This window comes from Trinickia sp. Z7, assembly GCF_056498045.1.
In genome coordinates, this window is record NZ_JAUEQW010000019.1 from 22,159 (window position 1) to 48,300 (window position 26,142).

General features: G+C 63.9%; 22 protein-coding genes, 1 tRNA gene and 1 pseudogene. 13 read left to right on the top strand and 11 right to left on the bottom strand.

Annotated features, from left to right (window positions below; translation table 11 throughout):
* Positions 1-43: 43 nt before the first annotated feature.
* Positions 44-424, bottom strand: coding sequence for a DUF5594 family protein (locus QQS38_RS23255; protein WP_479647705.1), 381 nt, complete (start codon positions 422-424; stop codon positions 44-46).
* A 213-nt stretch (positions 425-637) separates the two neighbouring features.
* On the opposite strand from QQS38_RS23255, the gene QQS38_RS23260 reads away from it, so the two are divergent.
* Both QQS38_RS23260 and QQS38_RS23265 read left to right on the top strand, forming a co-directional pair.
* Positions 638-1,006, top strand: coding sequence for a type II toxin-antitoxin system RelE/ParE family toxin (locus tag QQS38_RS23260; RefSeq protein ID WP_479647750.1), 369 nt, complete (start codon positions 638-640; stop codon positions 1,004-1,006).
* A 17-nt stretch (positions 1,007-1,023) separates the two neighbouring features.
* A complete protein-coding gene (locus tag QQS38_RS23265) occupies positions 1,024-1,308 on the top strand; it encodes an XRE family transcriptional regulator (RefSeq protein ID WP_479647706.1) in 285 nt (94 codons plus the stop codon).
* Positions 1,309-1,329: 21 nt separating this feature from the next.
* On the opposite strand, the gene QQS38_RS23270 is transcribed toward QQS38_RS23265, so the two are convergent.
* Together QQS38_RS23270 and QQS38_RS23275 are read right to left on the bottom strand one after the other, a co-directional pair.
* A tRNA-Arg gene (locus QQS38_RS23270) sits at positions 1,330-1,404 on the bottom strand.
* Positions 1,405-1,513: 109 nt separating this feature from the next.
* The gene (locus QQS38_RS23275; protein WP_479647707.1) at positions 1,514-1,696 is read right to left on the bottom strand and encodes a rubredoxin; all 183 of its coding nucleotides are present in this window, start codon (positions 1,694-1,696) and stop codon (positions 1,514-1,516) included.
* A 260-nt stretch (positions 1,697-1,956) separates the two neighbouring features.
* Here QQS38_RS23275 and QQS38_RS23280 point away from each other — a divergent pair, with 260 nt between their 5' ends.
* From QQS38_RS23280 to QQS38_RS23305, 6 genes are all read left to right on the top strand, one after another.
* Positions 1,957-3,894 (top strand): ATP-binding cassette domain-containing protein, encoded by a 1,938-nt coding sequence (locus tag QQS38_RS23280; RefSeq protein WP_479647708.1) that lies wholly within the window; start codon positions 1,957-1,959, stop codon positions 3,892-3,894.
* A 357-nt stretch (positions 3,895-4,251) separates the two neighbouring features.
* Positions 4,252-6,237, top strand: coding sequence for a DNA topoisomerase IV subunit B (locus QQS38_RS23285; protein WP_479647709.1), 1,986 nt, complete (start codon positions 4,252-4,254; stop codon positions 6,235-6,237).
* Between the two features lie 127 nt (positions 6,238-6,364).
* Positions 6,365-8,680, top strand: coding sequence for a DNA topoisomerase IV subunit A (gene parC, locus QQS38_RS23290; protein WP_479647710.1), 2,316 nt, complete (start codon positions 6,365-6,367; stop codon positions 8,678-8,680).
* Positions 8,681-8,842: 162 nt separating this feature from the next.
* On the top strand, positions 8,843-9,301 hold the full coding sequence (locus tag QQS38_RS23295; RefSeq protein ID WP_479647751.1) for a CopD family protein: 459 nt from the start codon (positions 8,843-8,845) through the stop codon (positions 9,299-9,301).
* Positions 9,302-9,415: 114 nt separating this feature from the next.
* Positions 9,416-9,997: a chromate transporter gene (locus QQS38_RS23300; protein WP_479647711.1), complete on the top strand. Its 582-nt coding sequence runs from the start codon at positions 9,416-9,418 to the stop codon at positions 9,995-9,997.
* Positions 9,994-10,512: a chromate transporter gene (locus QQS38_RS23305; RefSeq protein ID WP_479647712.1), complete on the top strand. Its 519-nt coding sequence runs from the start codon at positions 9,994-9,996 to the stop codon at positions 10,510-10,512. Before QQS38_RS23300 ends, QQS38_RS23305 begins: the two co-directional genes overlap by 4 nt.
* A gap of 32 nt (positions 10,513-10,544) precedes the next feature.
* On the opposite strand, the gene QQS38_RS23310 is transcribed toward QQS38_RS23305, so the two are convergent.
* The 7 genes and pseudogenes from QQS38_RS23310 to QQS38_RS23340 all read right to left on the bottom strand — a co-directional run bounded on the left by QQS38_RS23310 (position 10,545) and on the right by QQS38_RS23340 (position 19,032).
* Positions 10,545-11,756 (bottom strand): chromate transporter, encoded by a 1,212-nt coding sequence (locus QQS38_RS23310; protein ID WP_479647752.1) that lies wholly within the window; start codon positions 11,754-11,756, stop codon positions 10,545-10,547.
* A 105-nt stretch (positions 11,757-11,861) separates the two neighbouring features.
* Complete coding sequence (locus tag QQS38_RS23315; protein WP_479647713.1) at positions 11,862-14,213, bottom strand: bifunctional diguanylate cyclase/phosphodiesterase; 2,352 nt, start codon at positions 14,211-14,213, stop codon at positions 11,862-11,864.
* 366 nt (positions 14,214-14,579) lie between these two features.
* Positions 14,580-15,465: pseudogene (locus tag QQS38_RS23320) on the bottom strand (PhzF family phenazine biosynthesis protein).
* An 11-nt stretch (positions 15,466-15,476) separates the two neighbouring features.
* On the bottom strand, positions 15,477-15,941 hold the full coding sequence (locus QQS38_RS23325) for a RidA family protein (RefSeq protein WP_479647714.1): 465 nt from the start codon (positions 15,939-15,941) through the stop codon (positions 15,477-15,479).
* 115 nt (positions 15,942-16,056) lie between these two features.
* Positions 16,057-17,253 carry an aminotransferase-like domain-containing protein gene (locus QQS38_RS23330; RefSeq protein ID WP_479647715.1) on the bottom strand — a complete coding sequence of 399 codons (1,197 nt, stop codon included), beginning with the start codon at positions 17,251-17,253 and terminating at the stop codon, positions 16,057-16,059.
* A 90-nt stretch (positions 17,254-17,343) separates the two neighbouring features.
* Positions 17,344-18,243, bottom strand: coding sequence for a DMT family transporter (locus QQS38_RS23335; RefSeq protein WP_479647753.1), 900 nt, complete (start codon positions 18,241-18,243; stop codon positions 17,344-17,346).
* A gap of 78 nt (positions 18,244-18,321) precedes the next feature.
* The gene (locus QQS38_RS23340) at positions 18,322-19,032 is read right to left on the bottom strand and encodes a VOC family protein (RefSeq protein ID WP_479647716.1); all 711 of its coding nucleotides are present in this window, start codon (positions 19,030-19,032) and stop codon (positions 18,322-18,324) included.
* A gap of 156 nt (positions 19,033-19,188) precedes the next feature.
* Between QQS38_RS23340 and QQS38_RS23345 the strand changes: the two genes are divergently transcribed.
* From QQS38_RS23345 to QQS38_RS23360, 4 genes are all read left to right on the top strand, one after another.
* Positions 19,189-20,679 (top strand): aminotransferase-like domain-containing protein, encoded by a 1,491-nt coding sequence (locus QQS38_RS23345; RefSeq protein ID WP_479647717.1) that lies wholly within the window; start codon positions 19,189-19,191, stop codon positions 20,677-20,679.
* 106 nt (positions 20,680-20,785) lie between these two features.
* Positions 20,786-22,678, top strand: coding sequence for a molecular chaperone HtpG (gene htpG, locus QQS38_RS23350; protein WP_479647718.1), 1,893 nt, complete (start codon positions 20,786-20,788; stop codon positions 22,676-22,678).
* Positions 22,678-23,403 (top strand): chorismate--pyruvate lyase family protein, encoded by a 726-nt coding sequence (locus QQS38_RS23355; RefSeq protein WP_479647719.1) that lies wholly within the window; start codon positions 22,678-22,680, stop codon positions 23,401-23,403. The genes htpG and QQS38_RS23355 overlap by 1 nt, the downstream gene beginning before the upstream one ends.
* Positions 23,400-23,903 (top strand): DNA-deoxyinosine glycosylase, encoded by a 504-nt coding sequence (locus tag QQS38_RS23360; protein ID WP_479647720.1) that lies wholly within the window; start codon positions 23,400-23,402, stop codon positions 23,901-23,903. Before QQS38_RS23355 ends, QQS38_RS23360 begins: the two co-directional genes overlap by 4 nt.
* A gap of 291 nt (positions 23,904-24,194) precedes the next feature.
* Here QQS38_RS23360 and QQS38_RS23365 read toward each other — a convergent pair whose 3' ends face one another.
* Entirely contained in the window at positions 24,195-25,292 is a 1,098-nt protein-coding gene (locus tag QQS38_RS23365) for an Acg family FMN-binding oxidoreductase (RefSeq protein WP_479647721.1), read from the bottom strand.
* A gap of 296 nt (positions 25,293-25,588) precedes the next feature.
* Between QQS38_RS23365 and QQS38_RS23370 the strand changes: the two genes are divergently transcribed.
* Complete coding sequence (locus QQS38_RS23370) at positions 25,589-25,930, top strand: zinc ribbon domain-containing protein YjdM (RefSeq protein ID WP_479647754.1); 342 nt, start codon at positions 25,589-25,591, stop codon at positions 25,928-25,930.
* Positions 25,931-26,142 lie beyond the last annotated feature (212 nt).

Below are 26,142 nucleotides of genomic sequence, written 5' to 3' on the forward strand. Positions count from 1 at the left end.
GGCGGTCCCGCGAGTGTCTTTCCCGCCGGCGCTGGCGGAGCCGTCAGCCTTCCAGGTCGAGGTTACCCAGCAAAATGAAGGGTTCGGCCTGCGAGCGCGTGGCTACATCGAAATGACGCGCGAGTTGCCACGCGCGCAGCTTGCGCGGCAGCGCTTCCAAGTAATGGGCGAATCGTTGCGGCCCAGTGGGCTCGAGCAGCGAAGCAATCTCGTACTCGTCCCAAGTCATGTGAACGTTCAGCGAATGGCGTGCATCGCGCGCGCGTTCGGAGATGGGTGCGGTGATCCTGAGCGTGGTCGGGTGATCGGGGCCGCCGTAGGGCTGGATTTCCACGTTGGCCAGGGGGCCGACGACGTTTCGAACCGCCTGCGCAATGCGTGGCGCGAATTCGGCGTCGAATCGGTGGGCTGTGATCGGGTTCATGAGGCGCTTCCGTAACCCGTCGATGCTAGCACGGTGGGCGGGTATTCGGTTCGTCCGGTTTTTCGGGCAGATGTGATCGTTCGCCCCATTTGTCGAATACAAGAGCGGATGCGACGTCGCGCTTGAACGCAGCGAGTTGCATGACTTCTTCAATCCCTCTTGCAATTCGTATCAAATTTGGTACACTTAAATCACATTCAAATTTGCCGCCGCATTGGCGAGTCGGTCGAGTGTGTCCTGTTTGTTCGTTTCTATCGCGCCGCGAGCGGCGCCGAGCCCGTGCGCGAATGGCTGCGCGGGTTGGACGCACAAGACCGGAAGGCGATCGGCGACGACATCAAAACGGTCGAGTTGGGTTGGCCCCTCGGGATGCCCCTGGTTCGAAAAATGGAAGCCGATCTATGGGAGATCCGAATCGGTCTGCCGCAGCGGATCGCCCGGGTATTTTTTACGGTCGTTGCAGCGGAGATGGTTTTGCTGCACGGTTTTATCAAAAAGGCGCAGCACACGCCATTGGCGGACTTGAAACTCGTGCGCGCAAGGTTGCGGCAGGTACGCGGCGCGATGGGCGCGGGGTCTTGACAGGAAGGAGAGAGAACATGGCAAACAAGCACATCGGCAGCAGCTTCGACAATTTTCTCGCGGACGAAGGCCGACTGGAGGAAGCGACGGCGGCGGCCATGAAGCGAATCATCGCGTGGCAAATCGAACAGGAAATGAAAGCACAAAAGCTGACCAAGACGGCGATGGCCGAACGCATGCATACGAGCCGCGCCGCGTTGAACAGGTTGCTCGACGAAGAGGACACGAGCTTGACGCTAACCACGTTGGCGAGTGCGCTGACCGCTCTGGGTAAGCGCATGGAGTTCAAGCTGGCGGCTTGATCGAAGCGGCGGCTGCTCGCGTGGTCCCCCCGACAGGAATCGAACCTGTATCTAGCGCTTAGGAGGCACTCGTTCTATCCATTGAACTACGGGGAGGATGTGCTAATCGGGCGGGAGCCCGAATGCGCCAGCGCGCGCAGAGTATAGCAAAGGCTGGGCGGTTACCTGCGCGCCCGTGCGCTCGATTGCCCGAACGCCCGCCCGATCAAAACTCTACCACCGCGAATTCCGCCTTGCCTACGTCGCACAAGGGGCAGCGCCACTCGGCGGGAATATCCGCGAAACGAGTCCCCGCCGCAATGCCTTCATCGGGTAGCCCTTCTTCCTCGTTGTAAACCCAGCCGCAAATCAGGCAAACCCAGCTTTTGTATTCGATCACTTCGCTCACTGCGTCCTACCTCAGTCCCTAGTTCGTTCCGAAAAAGTGGCGGCCCCACCGGCGCCCGTTTTGTTGCAGCGCCGATCCAGCTCAGCCCGGGCGCGCACCGGGGCCGGCGGGGCGCGCGGCCGTTGGGCCCCCACACGGCAGTGCCGCTCGCCCGGCAAAATGCCGCACAGCCCGAGATTGTACCGAAAGGACAGCGCCAAACGGCGTCTGCCTCACGGCCGGTACAATGAACGTTTTGCATTTTGCAGGCGCGCCCCTTCATGTCGCTTTATTCCATCGTCGATGCGCAACTCGCGTTCGGCCACGTTGCTCTGCTCGATCACGCCGACTTTTCGCTCGAGGCCGGCGAGCGCGTCGGCCTGATCGGCCGCAACGGCGCAGGCAAGTCTTCTTTGCTCAAGATCGTCGCGGGGCTCATGCAGCCCGACGACGGCTTGGTCACGCGGCAGCAGAGTTTGTCCACCGTCTACGTGCCCCAAGAGCCGCAGTTCGATGCGGATGCATCCGTCTTCGACGCCGTCGCGGGCGGCCTCGCGCCGGCGCGCGCCGCGCTCGACGAATACGATGCCGTCGCGCATGCGCTTGCGGCGACCGCCGAAGGCCCGGAGCACGACGCGCTGCTTGCGCGCATGAACGCGCTGCAATCGTCGCTCGATACGAGCGACGCCTGGAATTGGCGCACCCGCGTCGCTACGACGCTCGCGCAATTGAACCTCGACGGGGATGCGCACATCGGCGCGCTCTCGGGCGGGATGCAAAAACGCGTCGCGCTCGCCCAGGCGCTCGTCGTCGATCCCGATGTGTTGCTGCTCGACGAGCCGACCAACCACCTCGATTTCGAGGGCATCCGCTGGCTCGAAACCTTGCTCATCGGCTCGCGCGCCGGTTTGTTCTTCATTACTCACGATCGCGCATTCCTCGATCGCGTCGCCACTCGCATCGTCGAGCTCGATCGCGGCCGCCTGCTCTCGTACCCAGGCAACTTCTCCGCGTATCAAACGCGCAAAGCGCAACAACTCGAAGTGGAACGCGTCGAGAGCGAGAAGTTCGACAAACTACTGGCGCAAGAGGAAGTGTGGATCCGCAAAGGCGTCGAGGCACGCCGTACGCGCAGCGTCGGACGCGTCGCGCGGCTCGTCGAAATGCGGCGTCAACGCGAAGAGCGCCGCAATGTGCAAGGCAACGTGAAGCTCGACGTGGGGCAAGGCGAGCGTTCGGGCAAAATCGTCGCCGAGCTCGTCGACGTGACGAAGCGCTTCGGCGAACGCATCGTGGTCGACCGGTTTTCCACGACGGTCATGCGCGGCGACAAAATCGGCTTCATCGGCCCTAACGGCGCGGGCAAGACGACCCTGCTCAAGCTGATCCTGGGCGAGATCGCGCCCGACGAAGGCAAGGTGCGTGTCGGCACGAATCTGCAAGTCGCCTATTTCGATCAGATGCGCGCGCAGCTCGACCCCGAAAAAAGCCTCGCCGATACGATCAGTCCCGGTAGCGATTGGATCGAAGTCAACGGTACGCGCAAGCATGTCATGAGCTATCTGGGCGATTTTTTATTTGCCCCCGAGCGTGCGCGCTCGCCCGTGAAGTCGCTTTCGGGCGGGGAGCGCAATCGGCTCTTGCTCGCCCGTTTGTTTGCGCGGCCGGCGAATGTCCTCGTGCTCGACGAGCCCACCAACGACCTGGATATCCCGACCCTCGAGTTGCTCGAAGAATTGTTGTCCGATTACGACGGCACCGTTCTGCTCGTGAGCCACGACCGCGCGTTTCTCGATAACGTCGTGACGTCGGTGATCGCCTCCGAAGGCGCCGGACAGTGGCGTGAATACGTCGGAGGCTTCACCGATTGGCAAACGCAGAGTGATCGCGCGCAGCGGCTGATGCAAGAAGCGGCGGCCAAGACTGCACCGAAGGCCGAGGCGCGCGAGTCGGCGCCCAAGGAGAGCGCCGCCGGGCGCAATGCGCAGCGCACCGTCAAGCTCTCCTTCAAGGAGCAGCGTGAACTCGAGGCGCTGCCGGAGGCCATCGCGGCGCTGGAAGCCGAGCAGAAAGCCATCGGCGCCCAGCTCGAAGACGGTTCGATCTTCGCGCGCGACGCGCAAGAAGGCGCTCGGCTGACCGAGCGCTACGCCGCTATCGACGACGAGTTGCTTGCTGCATTGGAACGCTGGGAGGCGCTCGAAGCGAAGCGCAAATAACGCGGGGCGGGCGCCCGTCCACGGCTGGCCGGTGGGGGGCGCGGCCCGATCGATCGGGCCGGCGGTACGCGAGTCGTTGCGCCGCGGGCCGATCGATCACCCCGCAGGGCCGCTTGGCCGATCGCCGCCAAACGGACCACGCCGCGACGGATAGGCCACCTTGCCGAATTGCCGCCGCAAACGAAACCAGTAAAATACGCCGCGACTAGGACGGACGATCATCGGTGCACCGCCCACCGCGCTCGCTTTGCGGGCACGCTGGCCGCGCTCGTTGTTTCGATTCGCTTTTTTTGACCTTTCAACGCTTTGTCCACGCGGATATCCACACGCGCTGTGGACAACGACCTACACGAGACCATGTCCACGAAAAAGCCAAGCGCCGCATATAGCGAGGCGTCGATCAAGGTGCTCAAAGGGCTCGAGCCGGTCAAGCAGCGGCCGGGCATGTACACCCGCACCGAAAACCCGCTGCACATCATTCAAGAAGTCATCGACAACGCGTCGGACGAGGCGCTCGGCGGATACGGCCGGCAGATCACCGTCACCCTGCACGCCGACCAATCCGTGTCGGTCGAGGACGATGGCCGCGGCATCCCCTTCGGCATGCATCCCGACGAGGGCGTGCCGGTAGTCGAAATCGTGTTTACCCGTCTGCACGCGGGCGGCAAGTTCGACAAGGCGGCCGGCGGCGCGTATACCTTCTCCGGGGGCTTGCACGGGGTGGGCGTGTCGGTCACCAACGCATTGTCGTCTCGGCTCGATGTGACCGTTTGGCGCGAGGGCAAGGTGGCGCAGATCGGTTTTGCGCACGGCGACGTCGAACGGCCCCTCTCCGTGCGTCCCGCCGAGCGTGGCCAAAAGCGCACCGGAACGCGCGTGACGGCGCTGCCCGATCCGAAATATTTCGATTCGGCGAATCTGCCGCTCGGCGAGTTGCAAAGGCTCTTGCGCTCGAAGGCCGTGCTGTTGCCCGGCGTCGAAGTCGCGCTCGTCAATGAGAAGACGGGCGAGCGCCAAACCTGGAAGTACGACGACGGCCTGCGCGGTTATCTGCTCGAAGGCATGGCCGGCAGCGAGCTGTTGATCCCGCTGTTCGAAGGCGAGCGTTATGCCGATAGCGCGCGCACGAGCGAGGACGCCTTCGCCGAGGGCGAGGGCGCGGCATGGGTCGTCGCCTGGAGCGAGGAGGGGCCGCTGCAGCGAGAATCGTACGTGAACCTCATCCCGACGCCGGCAGGCGGCACGCACGAAGCGGGCTTGCGCGACGGGCTGTTTCAAGCGGTGAAGAGTTTCGTCGAACTGCACAACTTGCAGCCCAAAGGCGTGAAGTTGCTGGCGGAAGACGTCTTCGCGCGGGTGTCGTTCGTGCTGTCGGCGAAGGTGCTCGATCCGCAGTTTCAAGGGCAGATCAAAGAGCGCTTGAACAGCCGCGACGCCGTCAAGCTCGTCTCCTCGTTTGCGCGCCCCGCACTCGAGTTGTGGCTCAATCAGCATGTCGAGCACGGCAAGAAGCTCGCCGAGCTCGTCATCAAGCAGGCTCAGGCGCGCACACGAGCTGGGCAGAAGGTCGAGAAGCGCAAGAGCTCGGGCGTTGCCGTGCTGCCCGGCAAGCTCACCGATTGCGAATCGACGGACATCTCCCGTAACGAACTCTTCCTCGTCGAAGGCGATTCGGCGGGCGGCTCGGCGAAGATGGGCCGCGACAAGGAATTCCAAGCCATCCTGCCGCTGCGCGGCAAGGTGCTGAACACTTGGGAAACCGAGCGCGACAGGCTCTTTGCGAATAACGAAGTGCACGACATCTCGGTGGCGATCGGCGTCGATCCGCACAACCCCGACGATACCGTCGATCTGTCGAATTTGCGGTACGGCAAGATCTGCATCTTGTCCGATGCCGACGTGGACGGCGCGCATATCCAGGTGTTGCTCTTGACGTTGTTCTTCAAACATTTCCCGCAGTTGATCGAACGCGGGCATGTCTATGTCGCGCGGCCGCCACTGTTTCGCGTGGACGCGCCCGCGCGCGGCAAGAAGCCCGCGCAGAAGCTTTACGCGCTCGACGAGGGCGAGCTCGAAGCGACGCTCGACAAGCTGCGCAAAGACGGCGTGCGCGAAACGCAATGGGCGATCAGCCGTTTCAAGGGGCTCGGCGAAATGAGCGCCGAGCAACTGTGGGATACGACGATGAACCCCGATACGCGGCGGCTCATGCCGATCGCACTTGGCGAGCTCGAGTACGAAGGCACGGTGTCGCGCATGACGATGCTGATGGGCAAGGGCGAAGCGGCGGCTCGGCGCAGCTGGCTCGAGGAAAAGGGCAACGAAGTCGAAGCCGACATTTGAACGCGCGTGCCGGGTCGGCCGCGGGCATCGCGAGCGGCGTTTTTCGGCGCCGCTGGCGCGCTCTAGCAGCGCGGCGGCCTCGAAGCAGACGCGGCTACTTTGGTTCTGAACACGGACATTACACTCGATGGATCAACAAGACGATCTGTTCGCACCGCCTGCCGCACCCGACGGCGAGTCGCTGACCCTTGGCCATTACGCCGAGCGTGCCTATCTCGACTATGCAGTGAGCGTCGTCAAAGGCCGCGCGTTGCCGGACGTCTGCGACGGCCAAAAGCCGGTGCAGCGCCGCATCCTGTTCGCGATGAGCGAAATGGGCCTTGGCGCGGACGCCAAGCCGGTGAAGTCGGCGCGGGTCGTCGGCGATGTGCTCGGCAAGTACCATCCCCACGGCGATCAGTCGGCCTATGACGCGCTCGTGCGCTTGGCGCAGGATTTTTCGATGCGTTACCCGCTCATCGACGGCCAAGGCAACTTCGGCTCGCGCGACGGCGACGGCGCCGCGGCCATGCGATACACCGAAGCGCGCCTCACGCCGATCGCCAGGCTCTTGCTCGACGAGATCGGCGAGGGCACGGTCGATTTCTCACCGAACTACGACGGCTCGTTCCAAGAGCCGAAGCTGTTGCCGGCGCGGTTGCCGTTTTTGCTGCTCAACGGCGCTTCGGGCATCGCCGTCGGGTTGGCGACCGAAATCCCCTCGCACAACCTGCGCGAAGTCGCGGCCGCCGCAGTGGCGATGATCCGCCACCCGAAGATGACGCACGCCGAACTGATGGCGATGCTGCCCGGCCCCGATTTCCCGGGCGGCGGGCAGATCATTTCGAGTGCGGCCGAAATTGCCTCGGCATACGAGACCGGGCGCGGCAGCCTGAAGGTACGGGCGCGCTGGAAGATCGAAGAACTCGCGCGCGGGCAGTGGCAACTCGTTGCATACGAATTGCCGCCGAATACGTCCGGCCAAAAAGTGCTCGAGGAAATCGAGGAACTCACGAACCCGAAGATCAAGCTGGGCAAGAAGTCGCTGACGCCCGAGCAGCTTCAGACGAAGCAGACGATGCTGGCGTTGCTGGACGCCGTGCGCGACGAGTCGGGCAAAGATGCGCCGGTGCGGCTCGTGTTCGAGCCGAAATCGAGCCGCATCGATCAGACCGAGTTCGTCAATTCGCTGCTGGCCCATACGAGCCTCGAGTCGAACGCGGCGCTCAACCTCGTCATGATCGGTGCGGACGGGCGCCCACGCCAGAAAGGGGTGGTCGAGATTCTGCAGGAGTGGATCGGCTTTCGCTTCGCGACCGTGACGCGGCGCACGCGCCATCGGCTCACGAAGGTCGACGATCGCATCCACATCCTCGAAGGGCGGATGATCGTCTTCCTCAATATCGATGAGGTGATCCGCATCATCCGCGAATCGGACGAGCCCAAGGCGGCGTTGATGAGCGCGTTCGGTTTGAGCGAGCGGCAGGCCGACGACATCCTCGAAATCCGGTTGCGGCAACTCGCCCGGCTCGAAAAAATCAAGATCGAGAAGGAGCTCGAAGGGCTGCGTGACGAAAAGTCCAAGCTTGAAGAACTCCTTGCGAACGAGTCGTCGATGAAGCGGCAGATCATCAAAGAGATCGAAGCCGACGCGAAACAATACGGCGATGAGCGCCGCACGCTGATCCAGCAGGAAAAGCGTGCGACGTTCGAGGCGCGCGTCGTCGACGAGCCCGTCACGGTGGTCGTGTCCAAGCGCGGTTGGGTTCGGGCGCTCAAGGGGCACGGGCTCGATGCCGCGGGCTTCACGTTCAAAGATGGCGATAGCCTCTACGCGGCGTTCCAATGCCGCACGCCGGACGTGCTGATCGCCTGGGGAAGCAAAGGCCGCGTGTATTCGGTGCCGGTAGCGACGCTGCCGGGTGGCCGCGGCGACGGCGTGCCCGTTACGTCGCTCATCGAACTCGAGGCGGGAACGCATCTCATGCATTACTACGCGGCGCACGCCGAGCAGCCTTTGCTGCTCGCGTCCAGCAATGGCTACGGATTCATCGCGCGTGTCGGGGATATGGTGAGCCGCGTCAAGGCCGGCAAGTCGTTCATGACCATCGACGAAGGCGCGCAGCCGCTCGCACCGATGCCGGTTCTGCCGCAGGCCACGCAGGTGGCGTGCTTGTCGGGCGCGGGCCGGCTTGCGGTGTTCGGGCTCGATGAAATGAAAACCCTCACGGCGGGCGGGCGCGGCATCATTCTGATGGGCTTGGACGAGGGCGAGACACTCGTGCAGGCGCTGGCGATCGGCCCGGAAGGCGTCGTGCTGCTGGGCGCAGGCCGCGGCGGCAAGCCGCAAGAAGAAACGCTCAGCCGCGCCCAGCTTGCGCCGCATGTGGGCAAGCGCGCTCGTCGCGGGCGAGCGCCCGACACCCGCTTGAAGATCAGCGCTTTGCGGCCCGCGCTCGGTTGAGGGGCGGCTCGGATCGGCATTTGCGCATGCATGTCGCGCGCGCCGCTCCGAGTAGCCCCGGCTGGCAGATTTGTCGGGCGCACGCGGCAATGATCCACCGGTTGTCAGTACTAGCAGGAAGCTTCGCTACATCCACCGCTTTTGGAGAGTCTTATGTCCCCGCTGTCGATCGCGATCGACGTCGCCTTATTCGCGCACTTGGCGTCCGTCGCCGTGTGGGTAGGCGGCATGGTGTTCGCGCATTTTTGTCTACGCCCGGCGCTTGCCGACGTTTCGCCGCAACTACGGCTGCCGCTCATCGAAGCCGTATTTTCGCGGTTCTTCAACTGGATTGCCGCAGCCGTGATCGCGATCTTGATCTCGGGCGGCTTTTTGATGTCGCGCTTCGGCGGTGCGCAGGCCCCGTGGCAAATCGCGCTCATGGCCGCCATCGGCGTCGTGATGATGATGATCTTCGGCCATGCGCGCTACTCCGTGTTTCCGCGAATTCGCCGTGCCGTCCAGGCGCAGCGGTGGCCCGACGGCGCGCGCGCCGTCGATACGATGCGCCGGCTCGTGCTCGTCAATCTGGTGCTGGGCTTCGTGACGATCGCGGTGGCGGTGCTCTCGCGCGGCTTTTGACCTTTGGGCGATGCTGCCGATGGTCGTTGCGCACGCAACGATTACCGTCGGTTGCATGAAAGCGCTTTGCAGGATTGATTGCGCGATACTGCACGCTTTACGAGCAAGCAGACGATGGTCCCCCACGATACATCGGCCGGTGCGCCGGGCGACGTGCGCCAGTCGCAACGCCTCGCCCCGGCCGAGCTATTCCGGGCGTTCGCCGAAATGAGCATCTACGGCTTCGGCGGCGTCATGCCATGGGCGCGGCGCATGCTCGTCGATCGCCGGCGGTGGGTAGACGATCGCGAATTCGCCGAGCTACTCTCGATCGGGCAAATTCTTCCCGGCCCCAACATCTGCAACATCGCCGTCATCGTCGGCTATCGCTATTGCGGCTGGCGCGGGTCGCTGGCCGCGGCGACGGGCCTCATGCTGCCGCCGTTTTTCATCGTGCTGGCGCTTGGCGCGCTTTACCACCGCTTCGGTGCGCTCGCCAGCGTGCAAGGCGCCTTGCGCGGCATGATGGCCGTGGCCGCGGGGCTCGTGCTGATGACGGGCGTCAAGCTCGCGCAAGGTCAACCGCGCACGCGCCGCGGCCTCGTCTTCGGTCTACTGTCGTTGACGGCGGTGGGCATTCTGCACCTGCCGCTCGGTTGGGTGATGCTCGTGCTGATTCCCGCGGCACTCATCGTCGAGTGGAGGGCTCGGCCATGATCTTGCTGGAACTCGCTTGGCGCTTCGCGCTGGTCTCTGCCATGGCGTTTGGCGGCGCGACGGCTGTCATCCCGGAAATGCATCGCTTCCTCGTCGAGCAGCATCACTGGATCGACGATACGACCTTCGCGGCGTTGTTCGCCATCTCCCAGGCGTCGCCGGGGCCGAACGTGCTGTTCGTCGCGCTGTTCGGGTGGCAGGTTGCCGGCATGGCGGGAGCGGTCGTATCGACGTTGGCGATGTGCGGCCCCTCGTCGGTGCTGGCGCTCGCGTTCGAGCATTACACGGGCGCGCACCGCGACGCGCGCTGGATGACGATCATCCGCCGCGCGCTAGCGCCCGTGACGATCGGTTTGCTGATGGCGACGGGCGCCACGCTGGCGCAGGGCGCGGATCATTCGATGGCCGCCGTGGCGTTGACCATCGCGACGGTTGCCGTGGCGTTGCGAACCAGCTTCAACCCGCTGTGGTTGATCGCGGCCGGCGCGGTCATCGGCGTGCTCGGCTACGCATAGGCGAGTGTCCCGGCTTGCCGCCGCCCACGGGCTCATCGGTAGCCGAGCGCATGGGCGGCGGTGAAAACGATGGCAACTACGGCATAGACCGCGTAGACGGGCAGCTTGAATCGAGTCAGGCAAACGAGCGCAAATATGGCGGTGACGAGATAGGGGGCTTGGTGCGGCGTGCGCTCGGCGATGCGCACGACGGCCGTCAGCAGAAACGCCGTCGTGGTGGCGCGCAGCACACGCATGCCGTGCTCGAAGCGCTCATGCGCTTCGAGGCGGCGCAAATGGCGGCGTGCAAACACGATCAGCATGCCCGACGGAATGAACAGCGCACAGGTGGCTGCGACCGCGCCGATCCATCCTTGCACCAGATAACCGAGGAACGGCACGACGTTCAGGAGCGGTCCCGGCGAAACGGGTGAGAGCGTAAAGGCCAGGGTGAACTCGCGCGCGGTGATCCCGAGCCCTGGTGCTTCGAACAGCGCTTTGAGCACGGGCAGCGCGGAAAAGCCGCCGCCGAACAGGGTCACGCCCGCGCCTGCAAGGCGCGGCCAAATCAAGCGTGCTGCATACGAGGACGGCAGCGGCGCGGCGAACAGTGCGACCAGCGCCAGGAACGCCAGCACGATTGCCTTGTCGGCCCGCGAGAGCGAGATCGCCAGTTTTTCGCCGCGAGCAGGGCTTGCGATCCATCCGGCAGCGAACGAGCCGGCCAGCAGCAGCACGAACGCGGCCGTGCCTTGGATCGTCAGCAAGACGACATAGGCGATGGCGGCCGCCGCCCATTCCAGCGGCGCATGCACGAGCACGCGGGTTTGTCGGTACCAGGTGATGCCGATCAATACCGCGAGGACGATCGCGAAATGATCGAGCAGCCCAGGGGCCGCAAGCGAGCGAACGAATGGGGCTTCGTAGAAGGTGGCGAACGCCGTCATCGTGCAGAAGAAGGGCAGCACGGCGGCGATACCCGCGATCCATGCGCCGATGTGCCCGCGCAATGCATATCCGACTTGCACGGCGACGTTGCAGCCTACCGCTCCCGGGACCATCCATGCGAGCGCGACGAAGTCCGAGTACACAGCCTGGGTGAAGCGCCGCTCGCGCTCGACGTAGTGCAGTTCGAGCTGCGCCATCAGCGCGAGTCCGCCCCAGGACAAAGCCGATAGCGCGAAGACGACCCGAAACAGCGTCCACAGCGATTCGGGTTCGGCGCGGCGCGCCGAGACGGCGGATGACGATTGATCGGCAGCCATGGCGGTGTGCGCCGCGCGCGGGGCCTGTCTGCCTTGCGTGCTTGCCTCGCTCATCTGATCGGTCCTTCTCGTTGTTTTTGCCCGATCGCAGCCTGTGCGGATTCGTTACGCCGATTCTTTGCTTGCGTTGGGCTGGCCTCGACCGTAGCTCCCGAGCGGCTCGTGCATGTCGCATACCCCGAAGCGATCGAGCAGCGCGGCAATGCCGTCCGCGGGGACGGGACGCGAGAAGAGGAAGCCCTGCGCTTGGATATTGCCGAGCGCCGACAGCCATGCGATCTGTTCTTCGGTTTCGGTGCCCTCCACGACCACGGTCAAGCCGAGCGAGCGCGCGAGGTTGACGATCGCCGACACCATCACGCAAACGCTGCGATCGGCCGGGATCGCCTGTACGAACGAGCGGTCGACCTTCAAGGTGTCGACCGAAAAGCGGTTCAGATACGACAGAGAGGAGTAGCCCGTGCCGAAATCGTCGAGCGCGATGCTCACGCCGAGCCGCTTCAATGCGACGATCTTCTCCGAGACGAGTTCGGGGTATTCCATCATCGCCGTTTCGGTGATTTCCAGTTCGAGCCGATGAGCGGGAATGCCCGTTTCCTCGATCGCCCGCGAGATCGTTTCGTAGAGATCGCCGCGCCAGAACTGGACAGCCGAAATGTTCACCGCGAGCGAGAGCGTTTCATAGCCCTCGCGCTGCCATTCGGCCAGTTGCCGGCACGCGGTTTGGATCACGAAATCGCCGATCGGCACGATGAGCCCCGTCGATTCGGCTACCGGGATGAACTCGCTTGCGGAAATGACGCCTTGTTGCGGATGATTCCACCGCGCGAGCGCTTCGAAACCCGTGATGCAGCGGCGCGCCAGATCGATTTTCGGTTGATAGACGAGGAACAACTGATTCTCTGCCAGTGCGACGCGCAGCTGCTGCTCCCATTGCATCAAATGGTCGGCGCGGTGAGACAGGTGCGGCGAATAGAACTGATAGCAATTTTTGCCCGCATCCTTGGCGCTGTACATCGCCAAGTCGGCCTTCTTGAGCAGATCGATTTCGCTTTCGCTGCCGACCGAGTACAAGGCGATGCCGATGCTGGCGTGCAGGACGAACGAGGTGCCGCGCACGTCGAACGGATGCTCGAACGTCTCGCGCACGCTTTCGGCCAGTTGCACGGCTTGCCGCTCGACATCGCCCCCTTTGAGCACGACCACGAACTCGTCCCCGCCGATGCGCGAGAGCACGCCCGCGCCGCCAACCGCATCGGATAGGCGCGAGGCCGTCATCTGCAGGACGATATCGCCGGCGTTATGGCCGAGGGTGTCGTTGACGGTCTTGAAGTTGTCGAGATCGATGAAGAGAAGGGCCAAGCGCCCGACGTTGCTCGGATCGGCAACGTCCTGCCTCAAGCTCTGCAGCGTGGCGTAACGATTGCGCAGGCCGGTGAGCAAATCGTATTCGACCAGATGCGTCATCTCCCGCTCGCGCCCGAGCAGCTTGCCGATCAAGCCCGTGGCGACGGCGAAGAAGGCGAGCATGGCGAGCGAAATGAAGCCCGCCATCAGCAGATAGACGTTGCGCGTGTGATTGTAGTCGGCGAACTCTTCCGCTTCGGATAGGCCGACGAGCACGCCCATCGGATAGCCGTCGATATGCCGATACGAAACGATGCGTTTGACGTGGTCGATCGGATCGACCATCGTGCCGGAGACGTGCTCCGAAATCGGGTAACTGCCGCTCGCCGAAAAGGCACCGGGCACGTTGCGCCCGGTGCCGGTGCGCCGCGCGAGCACAGCGCCGTTGTCGGCGATCACCGCAATGACGCCTTCTTTGCCGATCGCCGCGTTATTGTAGAAATCGCTCGTGAAATAGCCCGGATCTTCCGACACCACGACCACGCCCGCGAACGAGCCGTCGAAGTGGTTCAGCCGGCGGGTCATTTGCAGCGTCCACTGATGAGAAACGCGGCCGAGCACCGGTTTGCTGATGTAGAGCTGATCGTCGTTTTCGTGTTCGTGGACTTTGAAGTGTTCGCGGTCGGACAGATCGATTGGCGTCGGATTGGCCTCGGCGGTGCTCGCGACGAGTATCCCGTGCTCGTCGATGATCGACACTTGCACGAGCGTGTCGCTTTGCACGACGCCTTTCTCGACGGTGCTCCCCAGGTCGAAATGCTCCGGGCTCTTTTCGAATTCGTACTTGACGAAGCGTGTGATTTGATCGACTTGATGTATTGCTTTGACGGTGTGCTGTTCCAGCGCGGAGGACAGGATAGCGGCCGATGCCGTAGCTTCCCGATAGGTGGTGTCCCGCTCGACCGATAGACGTGCGGAAATCACGGTCCATAGGAGCGCGAGCACCAGCCCGCCCAATAACGGGATTGCGATCAGAGCACGACGGCGCGAGCCCGCGACGTTGCGTCGCGTGCGGGTGTCCCTCGTTGAATGAAGCCGGGCGAAATTCATCGTTGCAGTGGGTTATAGGTGGCTTCGCAAACCGCAGACGTTCCTCATCGAGGATATTACTGAATGGATAAAAATTAAGATAGCGTCCGTTTATCGGGTAAACGTTCGTAGTGCCGGGCACGATTTCGGCAAGACTCTTCCCGCTCGCGCCTGATGAGCACCGCGTCGCCGCGTCGGACGGCGCTGTGGGCGCGCAAGCCGAGGGCGGCTTGCGCCCGCTTTATGCCGCAAATGCCGATTCCGCATAACAGCGACGTCGAATGAAAATTCCAACAGATGGAAAAGCGCCGGGCGAACGGGAGGGAGAAGAAAGATGCGCGCTCGAGCCGCATAGGACCCAAGCGCGTTTTGCGATGGCTCGCGCGCTTAGGGTAGCCGTACCGTGCCGTCGACGATCGTAGTCGCGCGGCCGCCAATCCAAATCTTGCCGTCGTCGCCGTAATCGACGATAACACGTCCGTCGCGCCGGATCGCAGTGCCTTGTCTCACGGTGTATTGCGGGGCGGGACGGCGCTCGCGCGCGGCGAACAAGCAGGCGATGGCCGCGTTGGCGCTGCCCGTGACCGGATCCTCGTAAATATCGTGCTCGCTATCGATCACGAGGCAGCGCACTTCGAGTGTCGCCGGGCCGTCCGGTGCATGTGCTGCATAAAAGGCGAGCCCGGTTGCGCCCGTTTTTTGCATCATTTCCCATGCAAGAGCCGAATGCGGGGCGATAGCCAGGCAAGCCTGCGGCGAAGCCACCCCGATCACGAGCCACCGTGCGCCGTTATCGATCGTGCAAGGGGGCAGGACGGTGTAATCGATATCGTCGCAGCGAAGCTGCCGCTTCGAGCGTCCGTAGCGCTTCGGTCTCGAGTGGCTCGATGCGCGCGGGCGGCGCAACGAAGGCCATCGAGCCGTCGTCGCGGATGGCGATCTCCACCAGGCCGACGCCGCATTGTTGGACGAGTTGTCCTGTGCGGCGCGGCCGATATCCGCTGTCGAGCAAGGCATGCGCCGTGCCGAGCGTCGGGTGTCCCGCGAACGGCAACTCGTAGGCGGGGGTGAAGATCCTCACGAGATAGTCTGCTTGCGGGTCGCTCGGCCGGCAGACGAACGTCGTTTCCGATAAGTTCGTCCACCGGGCGATCGCTTGCATCTCATCGTCGCTCAGGCTGTCCGCATCGAACACGACAGCCAGCGGGTTGCCCTTGAACGGCGCTTCGGAGAACACGTCGATCTGCTTGAAGCAGACCTGTTGCGCGCTCATCGATGCGCTCCTTAGGCAACTTCCGCGATCAATTCGATTTCGACGCACGAGCCGGTCGGAATCTGCGCGACGCCGAAAGCCGAACGCGCGTGCTTGCCCGCATCGCCGAACACTTCGCCGAACAGTTCGGACGCGCCGTTCGTCACGAGATGCTGCTCGGTGAATTCGAGTGTCGAGTTCACGAGGCTCATGACTTTGACGATGCGCTTGACGCGGTTCAGATCACCCAGATGCGCGTGCAACGTCGCCATGAGATCGACGGCGACCGAGCGCGCTGCCATCTTGCCTTCTTCGGTCGTCATATTCGCACCGAGCTTGCCGACCCACGACTTGCCGTCCTTCTTTGCGATGTGGCCGGACAGGAAAACGGTGTTGCCCGTCTGAGCGCACATGACATAAGCGGCCGCCGGTGCGGCGGCGGTGGGCAACTCGATGCCCAGTTCCTTTAGCTTGTCGTAGACGTTGGGATTTGCCATGTCGATTCCTTGAACGTTGAGAAGGGAAAGGGGATACAGCTTGAGAATATTGACGGCGCGGGGCGCAGCGGCGGCCTCCCCCAGGCCGGGGCGGGGGAGGGTGGGGCCGCACGCGCTACAGGCGCTCGCGAATCAGCTTGGCCAGCCGCGCAATGCCTTCGTCGATTCGAGCCGGGGGCACGGTGACGAACGACAGACGCAGCGTGCTGTGATCGGGGTCGTTCGCGTAGAACGGGCCGCCGGGCACGAACGCGACGTTCTCGGCCACCGCGGCTTCGAGCAGTTTCATCGTATTCACGCTGTGGGGCAGGTTGACCCAGACGAACATGCCGCCCTCGGGGCGGTTCCATTTCACGCCCTCGGGCATATAGCGCTCGAGCGCCGAGAGCATCGCCGCGCACTGGTCGCGGTAGAGTGCGCGGATGGTAGGCACGTGCTCGTCGAGAAAGCCGTCCTTGACGACTTCGTGAACGATGCGCTGCGTGAAGCTCGGCGTGTGCAGATCGGTGGCTTGCTTGGCCTGCACGAGTTTGAAGTGCAGTTCTTCGGGCGCGATGATGTAGCCCAGGCGCAGGCCGGGTGCGAGCACTTTCGAGAACGAGCCGCAATGGACGACGTGGTCGGGCGCCATCGACAGCAGCGTCGGCAACGGCGCACCGGCGTAATCGAGCGCGCCGTAGGGATCGTCCTCGATCACCGGGAACGGGCTCGTGCGTGCGAACTCGGCCAGGGCCCGGCGCCGCTCGAGCGGCAGGCGGCGTCCCGTCGGGTTTTGGAAATTGGGCTGCGCGTAGAGCAGACGTGCCCCTTGGGTCAGCGCCGGCGTGAGCCCCTCGGGGATGAGACCGTTTTCATCCGTGGGCACTTGCACGTAGTGCGCTTCGTACATCGAGAACGATTGCAGTGCGCCGAGATAGGTGGGCGTTTCGACCAGCACGGGGCTTGCCGGATCGATCAGCACCTTGCCGAGCAGATCGAGCGCTTGCTGCGAGCCCGTCGTGACCAACACCTGGGAAGCGCGGATCGCGACGCCGTCTTTCGAGTAGCGCGCCGCAATCCATTCACGCAGCGGCATATAGCCTTCGGTCGCGCTGTACTGAAGCACGCTCGCCGGCGTATCGCGCAGCAGGCGGTCCGACGCCTCGCGCATGCGCTCGGCCGGGAACGTGGCAGGCGAAGGCAGGCCGCCTGCAAACGAGATGACTTCGGGCCGTTCGGTGACTTTCAGGATCTCGCGGATGGCGGAGCTCGTGAGTTTGCGTGCGCGCTCGGAAATGCGCCAGTTCGTATGCGGCAGATCGCTTTGATCCATGAAACGTCTCCTTAGTCCTCGATGGTGGTTGAGTTCGGTTCCGTCGTCGATGCCGAAACACGGGTAAATGTTTCGAGACGAGAAGCGCGATTATCGCGCGAGTCGTCCCGTTGCGCGCGCCGGCGTGACAGCCGTGCGCACGGCCGCCTTACGCCCCAGCACGACGGTGGCGATGACGGCGGCGGCGAACAACCATGTCGACGGTGCGACCGTTTCCCCGAAAAACAACGCGGCGAACGCGATCGTGAAGAATATCTGCAATAGCTGCACTTGTCCCACTCGGGCGGTGCCTCCGATCGCGAGGCCCGCGTACCAAGCGAAGAACCCGATGAACTGCGAGAACAGGGCCACGTAGCCGAATGCGAGCCAGGTGCGCAGCGCCACGGGCTCGGGGTGGGTCAAGTGCTGCTGCCAGCCGAGCCAAGCTACCGGAACCGCCAAAAACGGCGCCGCCAGCACGAGCGCCCAACAAATCACCTGCCAGCCGCCCAGATCGCGCGCGAGGCGAGCGCCTTCGGCGTAGCCGAGCGCGCCGACCGCCACCGCCCCGAGCATCAGCAGGTCGCCCGCTTGCAGCGAACCGCCGCCGGCGTGCAGCGCATAGGCGACGACGAGCGCACTGCCCACGGCCGCGCTGGCCCAAAACGCCGGCGAAGGCCGCTCGCGCGAGAGCCAGGCCGCGTAAATCGCAACGAACAGCGGTTGCAGGCCGTTCACGAGCGCGCCATGGGAGGCGGGCACCGTTTTCATCGCCCAGGCCGACAACACCGGGAACGCGACGATCACGCCAAGCGCCGTGACGGCCAAGCCTTTGATCTGCGCGCGGTTGGGCAGGCGCTCGCGGCGCCAGGCGAGCAGCACGGCGGCGGGAACGGCGGCCGCGAGCGCCCGGCCGAGGCCGTTGAGCAGCGGATGGAATTGCTCGACGACGATGTGCGTCATCGGCAGCGTCAAGCTGAAGATGACGACGCCGATGAGCCCGAGCAACATGCCTTTCGTTTCACGCGACTTCGTCACGAAGCGCCTCCTGCATCGAAATAGGTTGGGGATTGGCCGTTGCGCCCGCCGTCAAGCGAGCGTGCACACGCCTGCGGGTGTCTCGATGTCGGCCCGGAGCGCCGGCGCGCCGTCTAGTGCGCTGTCGAGATCGATCAGGTGGGCCGCGCCGAGCCATTGCAACTGGTCGCGTACGCGATCGGCCTGCGGATGGCGCGCTTCGAGCCGCCTGAGCGCGAAACCGGTTTCAGGCAGCCTCGCGCTCGGGTGAGCCGCCGTATCCCATTGGATCAAGGTCGGCACGATGCCGTCGCCCGCGCCTTGCCAGCTTGGAAACGAGCCGTCCTCGGGCACCGTCAAGCGCCAGGTGAGATCGCCCCGGGCCATGGGCGTCACGCTCGCGATCCGGTCCGGGTATTGGCTTTGCCAGCGGCCAAGGTCTTTGGGGCGCGGCACGCGGGCGACCCAATGCGCGAGGTAGGGACCACGCGCGAGCCGTTCCTGCATGGCCGGATCGTCGAGCGCGAACCAACGCCGGCGCGCCGGCGTCGCGGCGCCGGCCTGGGCGATGCGCTCGTGCTCGGCCTGCGGATCGATTGCGATGACTTCGAGGTAGGCGCCGCCCCACAGGCGCAAGAGCCGGTTGTGCGTGCCCATGGCGGCGTGCGTCCCGCCGGCGGCGGGTTCGACGCCGAGCGTATCGGCGATGAAGCGCGCGCCTTCTTCGAGTGTGCGGGCGGCGACGACGAGGTGGTCGAGTTCGAGCACGGCGGCGTTTTTCATGTGAAGCGGCAAAGATAGTGATGTGCCGGCGCGCAGTGCGCCGAGAGTCTGGGGGCCGTCGTGAGGAACTGAGCCAGGATCCACTCTAATCGCCCGCGCCTGCACAGTAACGGTACAATCGGCGCGATACTATTCGGTACAGTTGGGATCGCCGCCATGTCCACTGCCCTCGACCTCATTCCCGCGCCCCATGGCGCTTCGCAGTTGACGCTCGTCGAGCAGCTCGTGCAATGGGCGCGTCGTCGAATCGAGGAGCGCGTCTTTCGGCCCGGCATGCGCATGCCGTCCATTCGCAAGCTCGCGCAGGACAAGGGCGTTTCGCGCTTCACCGTCGTGGAAGCTTATGAGCGCCTCGTCGCGCAAGGCTATCTGGACTCCCGGCGCGGTTCGGGGTTCTACGTGCGCGAGCGCGGCGGCGCGGCGCCCGGCGACCACCGGCTCGGCACTGCGCGCGCGATAGGCGAGGCGCCGGCGCAGCGCCCGATCGACGTCGTTTGGCTGTTGCGCAACACGCTGCATACCGGTGCGCCGGAAAAAGGCCCGGGTCTGGGTTATCTGCCCAGCCGCTGGCTCGACGGCGAGCTCGTCGCCGGCGCGTTGCGCACGCTGGGCCGGCAAAGCAGCGGCCAATGGTTGAGCAGCGGCACGGCGCAAGGCTTTCTGCCGCTGCGCCAGCAACTGCAGACGCGGCTCGAAGAGTTCGAGATCGGTGCGGCGCCGGAGCAGATCGTGCTCGTCTCGGGCATCACTCAGGCGATCGATCTCATCGCACGTCTTTACGTGCAGGCGGGCGACGCCGTGATCGTCGGCGATCCGGCCTGGTTCCAAATGTTCGGCCGCTTTGCCGCGCAAGGCGCTCAATTGGTCGGTTTGCCCTATACGCCAAGCGGCCCCGATCTCGATGCATTGGAAGGTCTCGTCAAGACGTGGCGGCCGAAGATGCTCGTCATCAATTCTGTGTTGCAGAACCCCACCGGGACGTCGCTCTCGCCGGCGCAGGCGTTTCGCATCCTGCGTCTGGCCGAGGAATACGATTTCGTCGTGGTCGAAGACGACGTTTATTGCGATCTGTGTCCCCCGAGCTACCCGGCCACCCGGCTCGCCAGCCTCGACCAGCTCGGGCGCGTGATTTACCTCGGCAGTTTCTCGAAGACGCTGACGGCCAATTTGCGGGTGGGCTTCGTCGCCTGCGCGCCCGAGATCGCGCAGGCGATCGCGGACCAGAAGGTGCTGATCGGCATGACGACGCCCGAGCTGAACGAGCGCGTGCTGTACAAGATCTTGACCGAGGGGCATTACCGGCGCCATGTCGAGCGCCTGCGCGCGCGGCTGGACGGGGTGCGCGACAAGTGCGGCCGCATGCTCGAGCAGGCCGGATTCTCGCTGTTCGGAATGCCGGCGGCGGGCATGTTCCTGTGGGCCGACGCGGGCGTCGACGCAGACGGGTTTGCCGCTGCCGGCCAGGAGGCCGGGTTCTTGCTGGCTCCAGGCAGTCTGTTTTCCCCGCAGCAGTCGCCGACCACCTGGATGCGCTTTAACGTCGCGAACTGCGGCGATCCCGCGCTGCCGGGCTTTCTAGCGGGATACTTGAAGGCGCAGCAGCGCGCGGTGCGGCCCTTGAAAACGTCGGCGGACGCCCCAATTTGAAGGCGACTTCGCGGGCCGCGCGCCCTGCGCGGGCCGCGGGTGGCGAGCGACCTGGCGCTTTTTCCGTCATTACCGAATTTACGAACGCAACGAGGAACCGAAGAGCATGGCACAAGAAACCATGAGCTTTCAGGCAGAAGTCAAACAGCTTCTGCAATTGATGATTCATTCGCTCTACAGCAACAAGGAAATCTTCCTGCGCGAGCTGATCTCGAATGCATCGGATGCGGCCGACAAGCTTCGTTTCGAAGCGATCGCCAAGAGTGAACTGTACGAGAACGATCCGAACTTGCGTATCCGTGTGTCCTTCGACAAAACGGCGCGCACGATCACGATCGACGATAACGGCATCGGCATGAGCCGCGATGAAGCCGTATCGCATCTGGGCACGATCGCGCGTTCGGGCACGAAAGAGTTTTTTTCGCAGCTTTCGGGTGACCAGCAAAAAGATGCGGCGCTGATCGGCCAATTCGGCGTCGGCTTTTACTCCGGCTTCATCGTAGCCGACAAGATTACCGTCGAGACGCGCCGCGCCGGGTTGCCCGCTTCCGAGGGCGTGCGCTGGGTCAGCGCGGGCGAGGGCGACTTCTCGGTCGAGACGATCGAGCGCGCGCAGCGCGGCACGACCATCACGCTGCATCTGCGTCCCGATGAAGACGAACTGCTATCGGCGTACCGGTTGCAGTCGATCATTCGGAAGTATTCCGATCACGTGGGCCTGCCGATTCTCATGAAGAAAGAGGAGTGGGACGCGGAGAAGGGCGAGATGGTCGTCAAGGACGAAGACGAAACCGTCAACCAGGCGAGTGCGCTCTGGACGCGGCCGAAGAACGAAGTCGAAGACGAGCAGTACAAGCAGTTCTATCATCATCTGGCGCACGACGAGCAAGATCCGCTCGCGTGGACGCATAACCGCGTCGAAGGGCGCAGCGAGTACACGCAATTGCTGTACGTGCCTTCGCGCGCGCCGTTCGATTTATGGAACCGCGAGCACCGCGGCGGCTTGAAGCTGTACGTGAAGCGCGTCTTCATCATGGACGACGCCGAACAGTTGTTGCCTTCGTATCTGCGTTTCGTGAAGGGCGTCGTCGATTCGGCGGACTTGCCGCTGAACGTGTCGCGTGAAATCTTGCAGGAAAGCCGCGACGTCAAAGCGATCCGAGAGGGCGTGACCAAGCGCGTGCTGTCGATGCTGGAGGAACTCGCGGGCGCCGAAACGGAAGAAGGCAAAGCCAAGTACGCGACCTTTTGGAAAGAGTTCGGCCAGGTCTTCAAGGAAGGGCTGGGCGAGGACTTCGCCAACCGCGAGCGCATCGGCAAGCTCGTGCGCTTTGCGTCGACGCACACCGATAGCGCGGAGCAAACGGTCTCGCTGGCTGATTACGTCTCGCGCATGAAGCCCGAGCAGACGAAAATCTACTACGTCACGGCTGATACGTGGCAAGCGGCCAAGAACAGCCCGCACCTGGAGGTGTTCCGTCAGAAGGGCATCGAAGTGCTGCTGCTCACCGACCGCGTCGACGAATGGGCGCTGGCTCACTTCACCGAGTTCGACGGCAAGCCGCTTGCGAGCGTGGCACGCGGCGATCTCGATCTCGAAGCGTTCAACGACGAAGAGAAGAAGGCGCACGAGGCCATCGGCGAGACGATGAAGCCGCTCGTCGATAAGATGAAGGAAGTGCTCAAGGACAAGGCCAAGGACGTGCGGCTCACGTTCCGGCTCACCGATTCGCCGTCGTGCCTGGTTGCCGACGAGGGTGAAATGACGGGCTACCTGCAGCGCATGCTGAAAGCGGCGGGACAAAAAACGCCCGATTTTCATCCGATCCTCGAAATCAACCCCGAGCACGCGTTGGTGAAAGCGCTTTCGCCGGAGCAGAGCCAGTTCGACGATTGGTGCCATCTGCTGTTCGATCAGGCGATGCTGGCCGAAGGCGGGGCGCTCGAAGATCCCGCCAGCTTCGTCAAGCGCACGAACGCGCTCTTGCTCGCGCGGTGATGCGAGCGGCGCGTCTTCGGTACGATGCTGCGAGCCGCGCCTGGCGCGCGGCGCAACGTCCCGTATTGACGTTCGATCAAAAGGACTGGCTCACGCGCGGCGGCTCGCTCACCGCGCATCTGCGCACGCTGGGGGTGGTGCGAGTGCGTGTCACGCGCGAGGCGGTCGATTGCGCGTGGCCCGACGAGTGCGCTGCATTGCGTGTTTCGCCGCGCACTCGGGTTTGGGTGCGAGAAGTGGTGCTGGAGGTGGACGGCGTGCCGTTCGTCGCGGCGCACAGTATTGCGCCGCTCGCCGCTAGCCGCAGCGTGTGGCAGGCGATGCGACGGCTGCGCACGCGGCCGCTCGCCGAGTTGCTCTATGCCGACAGCACGGTCGCGCGCTCGGTGTTGGTCAGTGCGCGTCTCCCGTCGCGGCACCCGCTAGCGGTGCTGGCGCGACGCCAGATTGCGGGACGCGCGCCGCACGCGTTGTTCGCGCGGCGTTCCGTATTCGTACGGCATGGTGCGCCGCTCATGGTGACCGAGTGCATGTTGCCGGCGCTGTGGGCACGCTTGGCAGAGCCCGCGGGCGCCGGTTCGGGCGATGCCCCTTCGTTCGTACTTCGGCACGACCGTGGCGGGCGCCCTGCGCGGCCGTCGAATGTGGGACGCGGGCCGAACCGCCTGACCGAGCGCGCGGCACTGACTCGGCGCGTCGCGCGGCCGCCGTCATCGTCGTCGTGACGTTTAAACGTTCGTTTCCACCGGTCGTCGACGAGCATACCCGCGTGCTCTTGTTGGGCAGCCTGCCCGGCGAAGCATCGCTCGCGCAAAGCCAGTACTACGCGCATCCGCAGAACCGGTTTTGGCATTTGATCGGGGATGTGATCGGTGTGGCGCTGCCGGGCATGGCGTACGAGGCGCGGCTGCGAGCTTTGCTCGATCATCGCGTGGGGCTGTGGGACGTGATTGCGAAGGCCAGACGTGAAGGCAGTCTCGATAGCCGGATTCGCGATCATGCGACGAACGATCTCGCCGCGCTGGTGGCGGGGTTACCCAATCTCGCAGCCGTGGCGTTCAATGGCGGCACGGCTGCAAAAATCGGGATGCAGCTACTCGCTGAAAGTCGCGCGTCGCTCGATCTCGTTAGGCTGCCCTCGAGCAGCCCGGCTTATGCGGCCGTGCCTTATGCCGAGAAGTTGAGGGCGTGGGAGGCGTTGCGGAAGTGGTTGGCGACCGAGTAGGTGCGCCGAATGTCAGCTCCAAGGGGCAGGCGGCCTCGCTCGCAGTTCAGTCACAAAACGAGGAACCTTCGTCAAAGCCACGCTTCCATTTTCTGATTCGGACGGCGGTCTCAGGCACATCACTGGCTGTTCGGGCAGCGTTGCTCTGCGCAACTTTGATTGAGCACGCGTCGTGTCCGGTTACCCATTCCGCCGTATAGGAAGCGCCGTTTTGCGGTACAAACGTTACAGTCGGATTGCATCCCCGAACGATGAAACCAATCGGCAACGGAATTACTGCCTTGTCAACGCTCATCGTGATGGATAGCGGGGCACCGCTGAAGGCGGGCGTCGAAGGGAGAACGGCAGCTTCGCCCCGTAGCCGAAGCGCACCACTAGGTCGGGACGTCGACCGGCGTCACCCGCAAGTGCTGCAATCTCTTTGCGAAAGCGAGCGACTTCCACCGGCTGATTGATGAACGCAACGTCGATCCCGAGCGCCGTCGAGGCCAGCAGGAAGCGCTGGCACGCCTGGCCCACCTTGATCCAGTGCGACGCATCTTCCCGTTCCCCGACGAACACCGCAATGCCTGCCGACGAGTCGACGTGGCGCGCATATTTCTCGCCTTCGGCTCGCGCGGTGAAAAATCGGTCGAACGCGAAGCGGCCGAGCGCGTCCGGCAGGACAGGGTTCCCACTTGCCGCGGAGAACAGCCCATCGCCCGAGATCACGGCACTGCGTGGGTTGAATCGAATCCACTGCGCCAATTCCTGGGCGAAAGCGGGGTCGGCCATTTGCATCGTGTTGGCGGCCACGACGAGATCCCTGACTTTGGCGAGTTGCCGGCGATCGGTGAGCAGGGCCACATGAACGCCCGGCGTGGCTGCCGTGTGTTCTAGCAATGCGAGATGCGAGGCAGGAACGGGACGGCCATCGTATTCGGCGCGGGTCGACTGCCGCCTCGGAATCGCGGCATGAAGCCGCGCCAAGTTCATCGTTGCGCTCGGGAACGCATGGCGTGCATCCGTGCCGCTCACGCGAGCGTTGCCTCGCCATCCCGTCGCCGAGGCTGCGATGGCGAGGTTTTCCGCCGCGCAGCCCAAGCTCACGTACAAATGGTGGTCGTCCGGATCGACAGCAGGCGTGCGCCGCGAGAAATCCGGAACGATATCGATCAGGCCGTCGTCGATACGAAACCGCCAAGGCTGGGTATTGTGGCCGTTGGCGGCGAGCGTTGCATAGCGGACCAGATCGCGCACCTGCGGCGGCGCCGTCAGCGCCGCGCGCAAGCGTCGGGCCTGGTCCTCGTAGGCGGTCATCGATCCCACCGACGATATCCAAAGCTTCGTGCCGCCCGCAGCTAGCAGCAAGGCGCCTGCCGTGCCGGCAACAAAGGTGCGTCTATCCATGCGGTTTCCCGTCGCTGTCGAAAGCTGCCATGTCGCTCTGGCGATCGAACAAAGTGTGCACCGAGAGCACTTGAGGGCGCATTGATCCAGGCCAAAGGGTGGCTCGTATATCTGCTTTCCGTCAGCGGCTGTGATCCTGGCCTCGTCGCGAGGATGTCTGCCGACAGGCACTTCGATCGGTTTTCGCATTTGATCGAGATGTGATCGACACGCAGTCGCAACCGTGGGAGCGCCACACTCGCCACGCTATACTTTCGCGCTTTCATAGCCTGCCCTCAGGGCGCCTAGGACCACACATGAGTACACTGCCGCCCTGCCCGCAATGCCATTCCGAGTTCACCTACGAAGATGGCGCGATTCTCATTTGCCCGGAATGCGCGCATGAATGGTCGGCCCAAGCCGCGATGCCGGTCGAAACGGGCGAACGGGTTTATCGCGATTCGGCCGGAAATGTCCTGCAAGACGGGGATACCGTCACCATCATCAAGGATTTGAAACCGAAAGGCGCGGCTGGCGTGATCAAGATGGGAACGAAGGTAAAAAATATCCGCCTCGTGGACAGCGACCACGACATCGATTGCAAAATCGATGGTTTCGGCGCCATGAGCCTGAAATCGGAGTTCGTGAAGAAGGCGTGAGTGGGCGAGGGAGACGATGCATCTTTGGCGGAGCGCAGGAAGTTGGCGCAAAGCACCTTCCTAAGAACATCTGCCAACGTGCTTCCGCTCAATGTTGCGGGTACGTCTGTCCGGGTGAAACTGGCCGCTCACGCGAACTGCCGCATGCGAACTACGTAAGAATTCCCGATTGGCTAAGATTGCTAGCGGAGAAGACGCTCGCCGACGGTATG

What these genes read in the sequence shown, in the direction of transcription:
- QQS38_RS23325 (WP_479647714.1), bottom strand. Translation starts at nt 15,941, where the DNA reads ATGGCAAATCCCAACGTCTACGACAAGCTAAAGGAACTGGGCATCGAG.
- QQS38_RS23305 (WP_479647712.1), top strand. Translation starts at nt 9,994, where the DNA reads ATGATCTTGCTGGAACTCGCTTGGCGCTTCGCGCTGGTCTCTGCCATG.
- parC (WP_479647710.1), top strand. Translation starts at nt 6,365, where the DNA reads ATGGATCAACAAGACGATCTGTTCGCACCGCCTGCCGCACCCGACGGC.
- QQS38_RS23280 (WP_479647708.1), top strand. Translation starts at nt 1,957, where the DNA reads ATGTCGCTTTATTCCATCGTCGATGCGCAACTCGCGTTCGGCCACGTT.
- QQS38_RS23355 (WP_479647719.1), top strand. Translation starts at nt 22,678, where the DNA reads ATGCGAGCGGCGCGTCTTCGGTACGATGCTGCGAGCCGCGCCTGGCGC.
- QQS38_RS23255 (WP_479647705.1), bottom strand. Translation starts at nt 424, where the DNA reads ATGAACCCGATCACAGCCCACCGATTCGACGCCGAATTCGCGCCACGC.
- QQS38_RS23365 (WP_479647721.1), bottom strand. Translation starts at nt 25,292, where the DNA reads ATGGATAGACGCACCTTTGTTGCCGGCACGGCAGGCGCCTTGCTGCTA.
- QQS38_RS23370 (WP_479647754.1), top strand. Translation starts at nt 25,589, where the DNA reads ATGAGTACACTGCCGCCCTGCCCGCAATGCCATTCCGAGTTCACCTAC.
- QQS38_RS23340 (WP_479647716.1), bottom strand. Translation starts at nt 19,032, where the DNA reads ATGAAAAACGCCGCCGTGCTCGAACTCGACCACCTCGTCGTCGCCGCC.
- QQS38_RS23310 (WP_479647752.1), bottom strand. Translation starts at nt 11,756, where the DNA reads ATGGCTGCCGATCAATCGTCATCCGCCGTCTCGGCGCGCCGCGCCGAA.
- QQS38_RS23300 (WP_479647711.1), top strand. Translation starts at nt 9,416, where the DNA reads ATGGTCCCCCACGATACATCGGCCGGTGCGCCGGGCGACGTGCGCCAG.
- htpG (WP_479647718.1), top strand. Translation starts at nt 20,786, where the DNA reads ATGGCACAAGAAACCATGAGCTTTCAGGCAGAAGTCAAACAGCTTCTG.
- QQS38_RS23345 (WP_479647717.1), top strand. Translation starts at nt 19,189, where the DNA reads ATGTCCACTGCCCTCGACCTCATTCCCGCGCCCCATGGCGCTTCGCAG.
- QQS38_RS23335 (WP_479647753.1), bottom strand. Translation starts at nt 18,243, where the DNA reads ATGTTGCTCGGGCTCATCGGCGTCGTCATCTTCAGCTTGACGCTGCCG.
- QQS38_RS23315 (WP_479647713.1), bottom strand. Translation starts at nt 14,213, where the DNA reads ATGAATTTCGCCCGGCTTCATTCAACGAGGGACACCCGCACGCGACGC.
- QQS38_RS23265 (WP_479647706.1), top strand. Translation starts at nt 1,024, where the DNA reads ATGGCAAACAAGCACATCGGCAGCAGCTTCGACAATTTTCTCGCGGAC.
- QQS38_RS23330 (WP_479647715.1), bottom strand. Translation starts at nt 17,253, where the DNA reads ATGGATCAAAGCGATCTGCCGCATACGAACTGGCGCATTTCCGAGCGC.
- QQS38_RS23285 (WP_479647709.1), top strand. Translation starts at nt 4,252, where the DNA reads ATGTCCACGAAAAAGCCAAGCGCCGCATATAGCGAGGCGTCGATCAAG.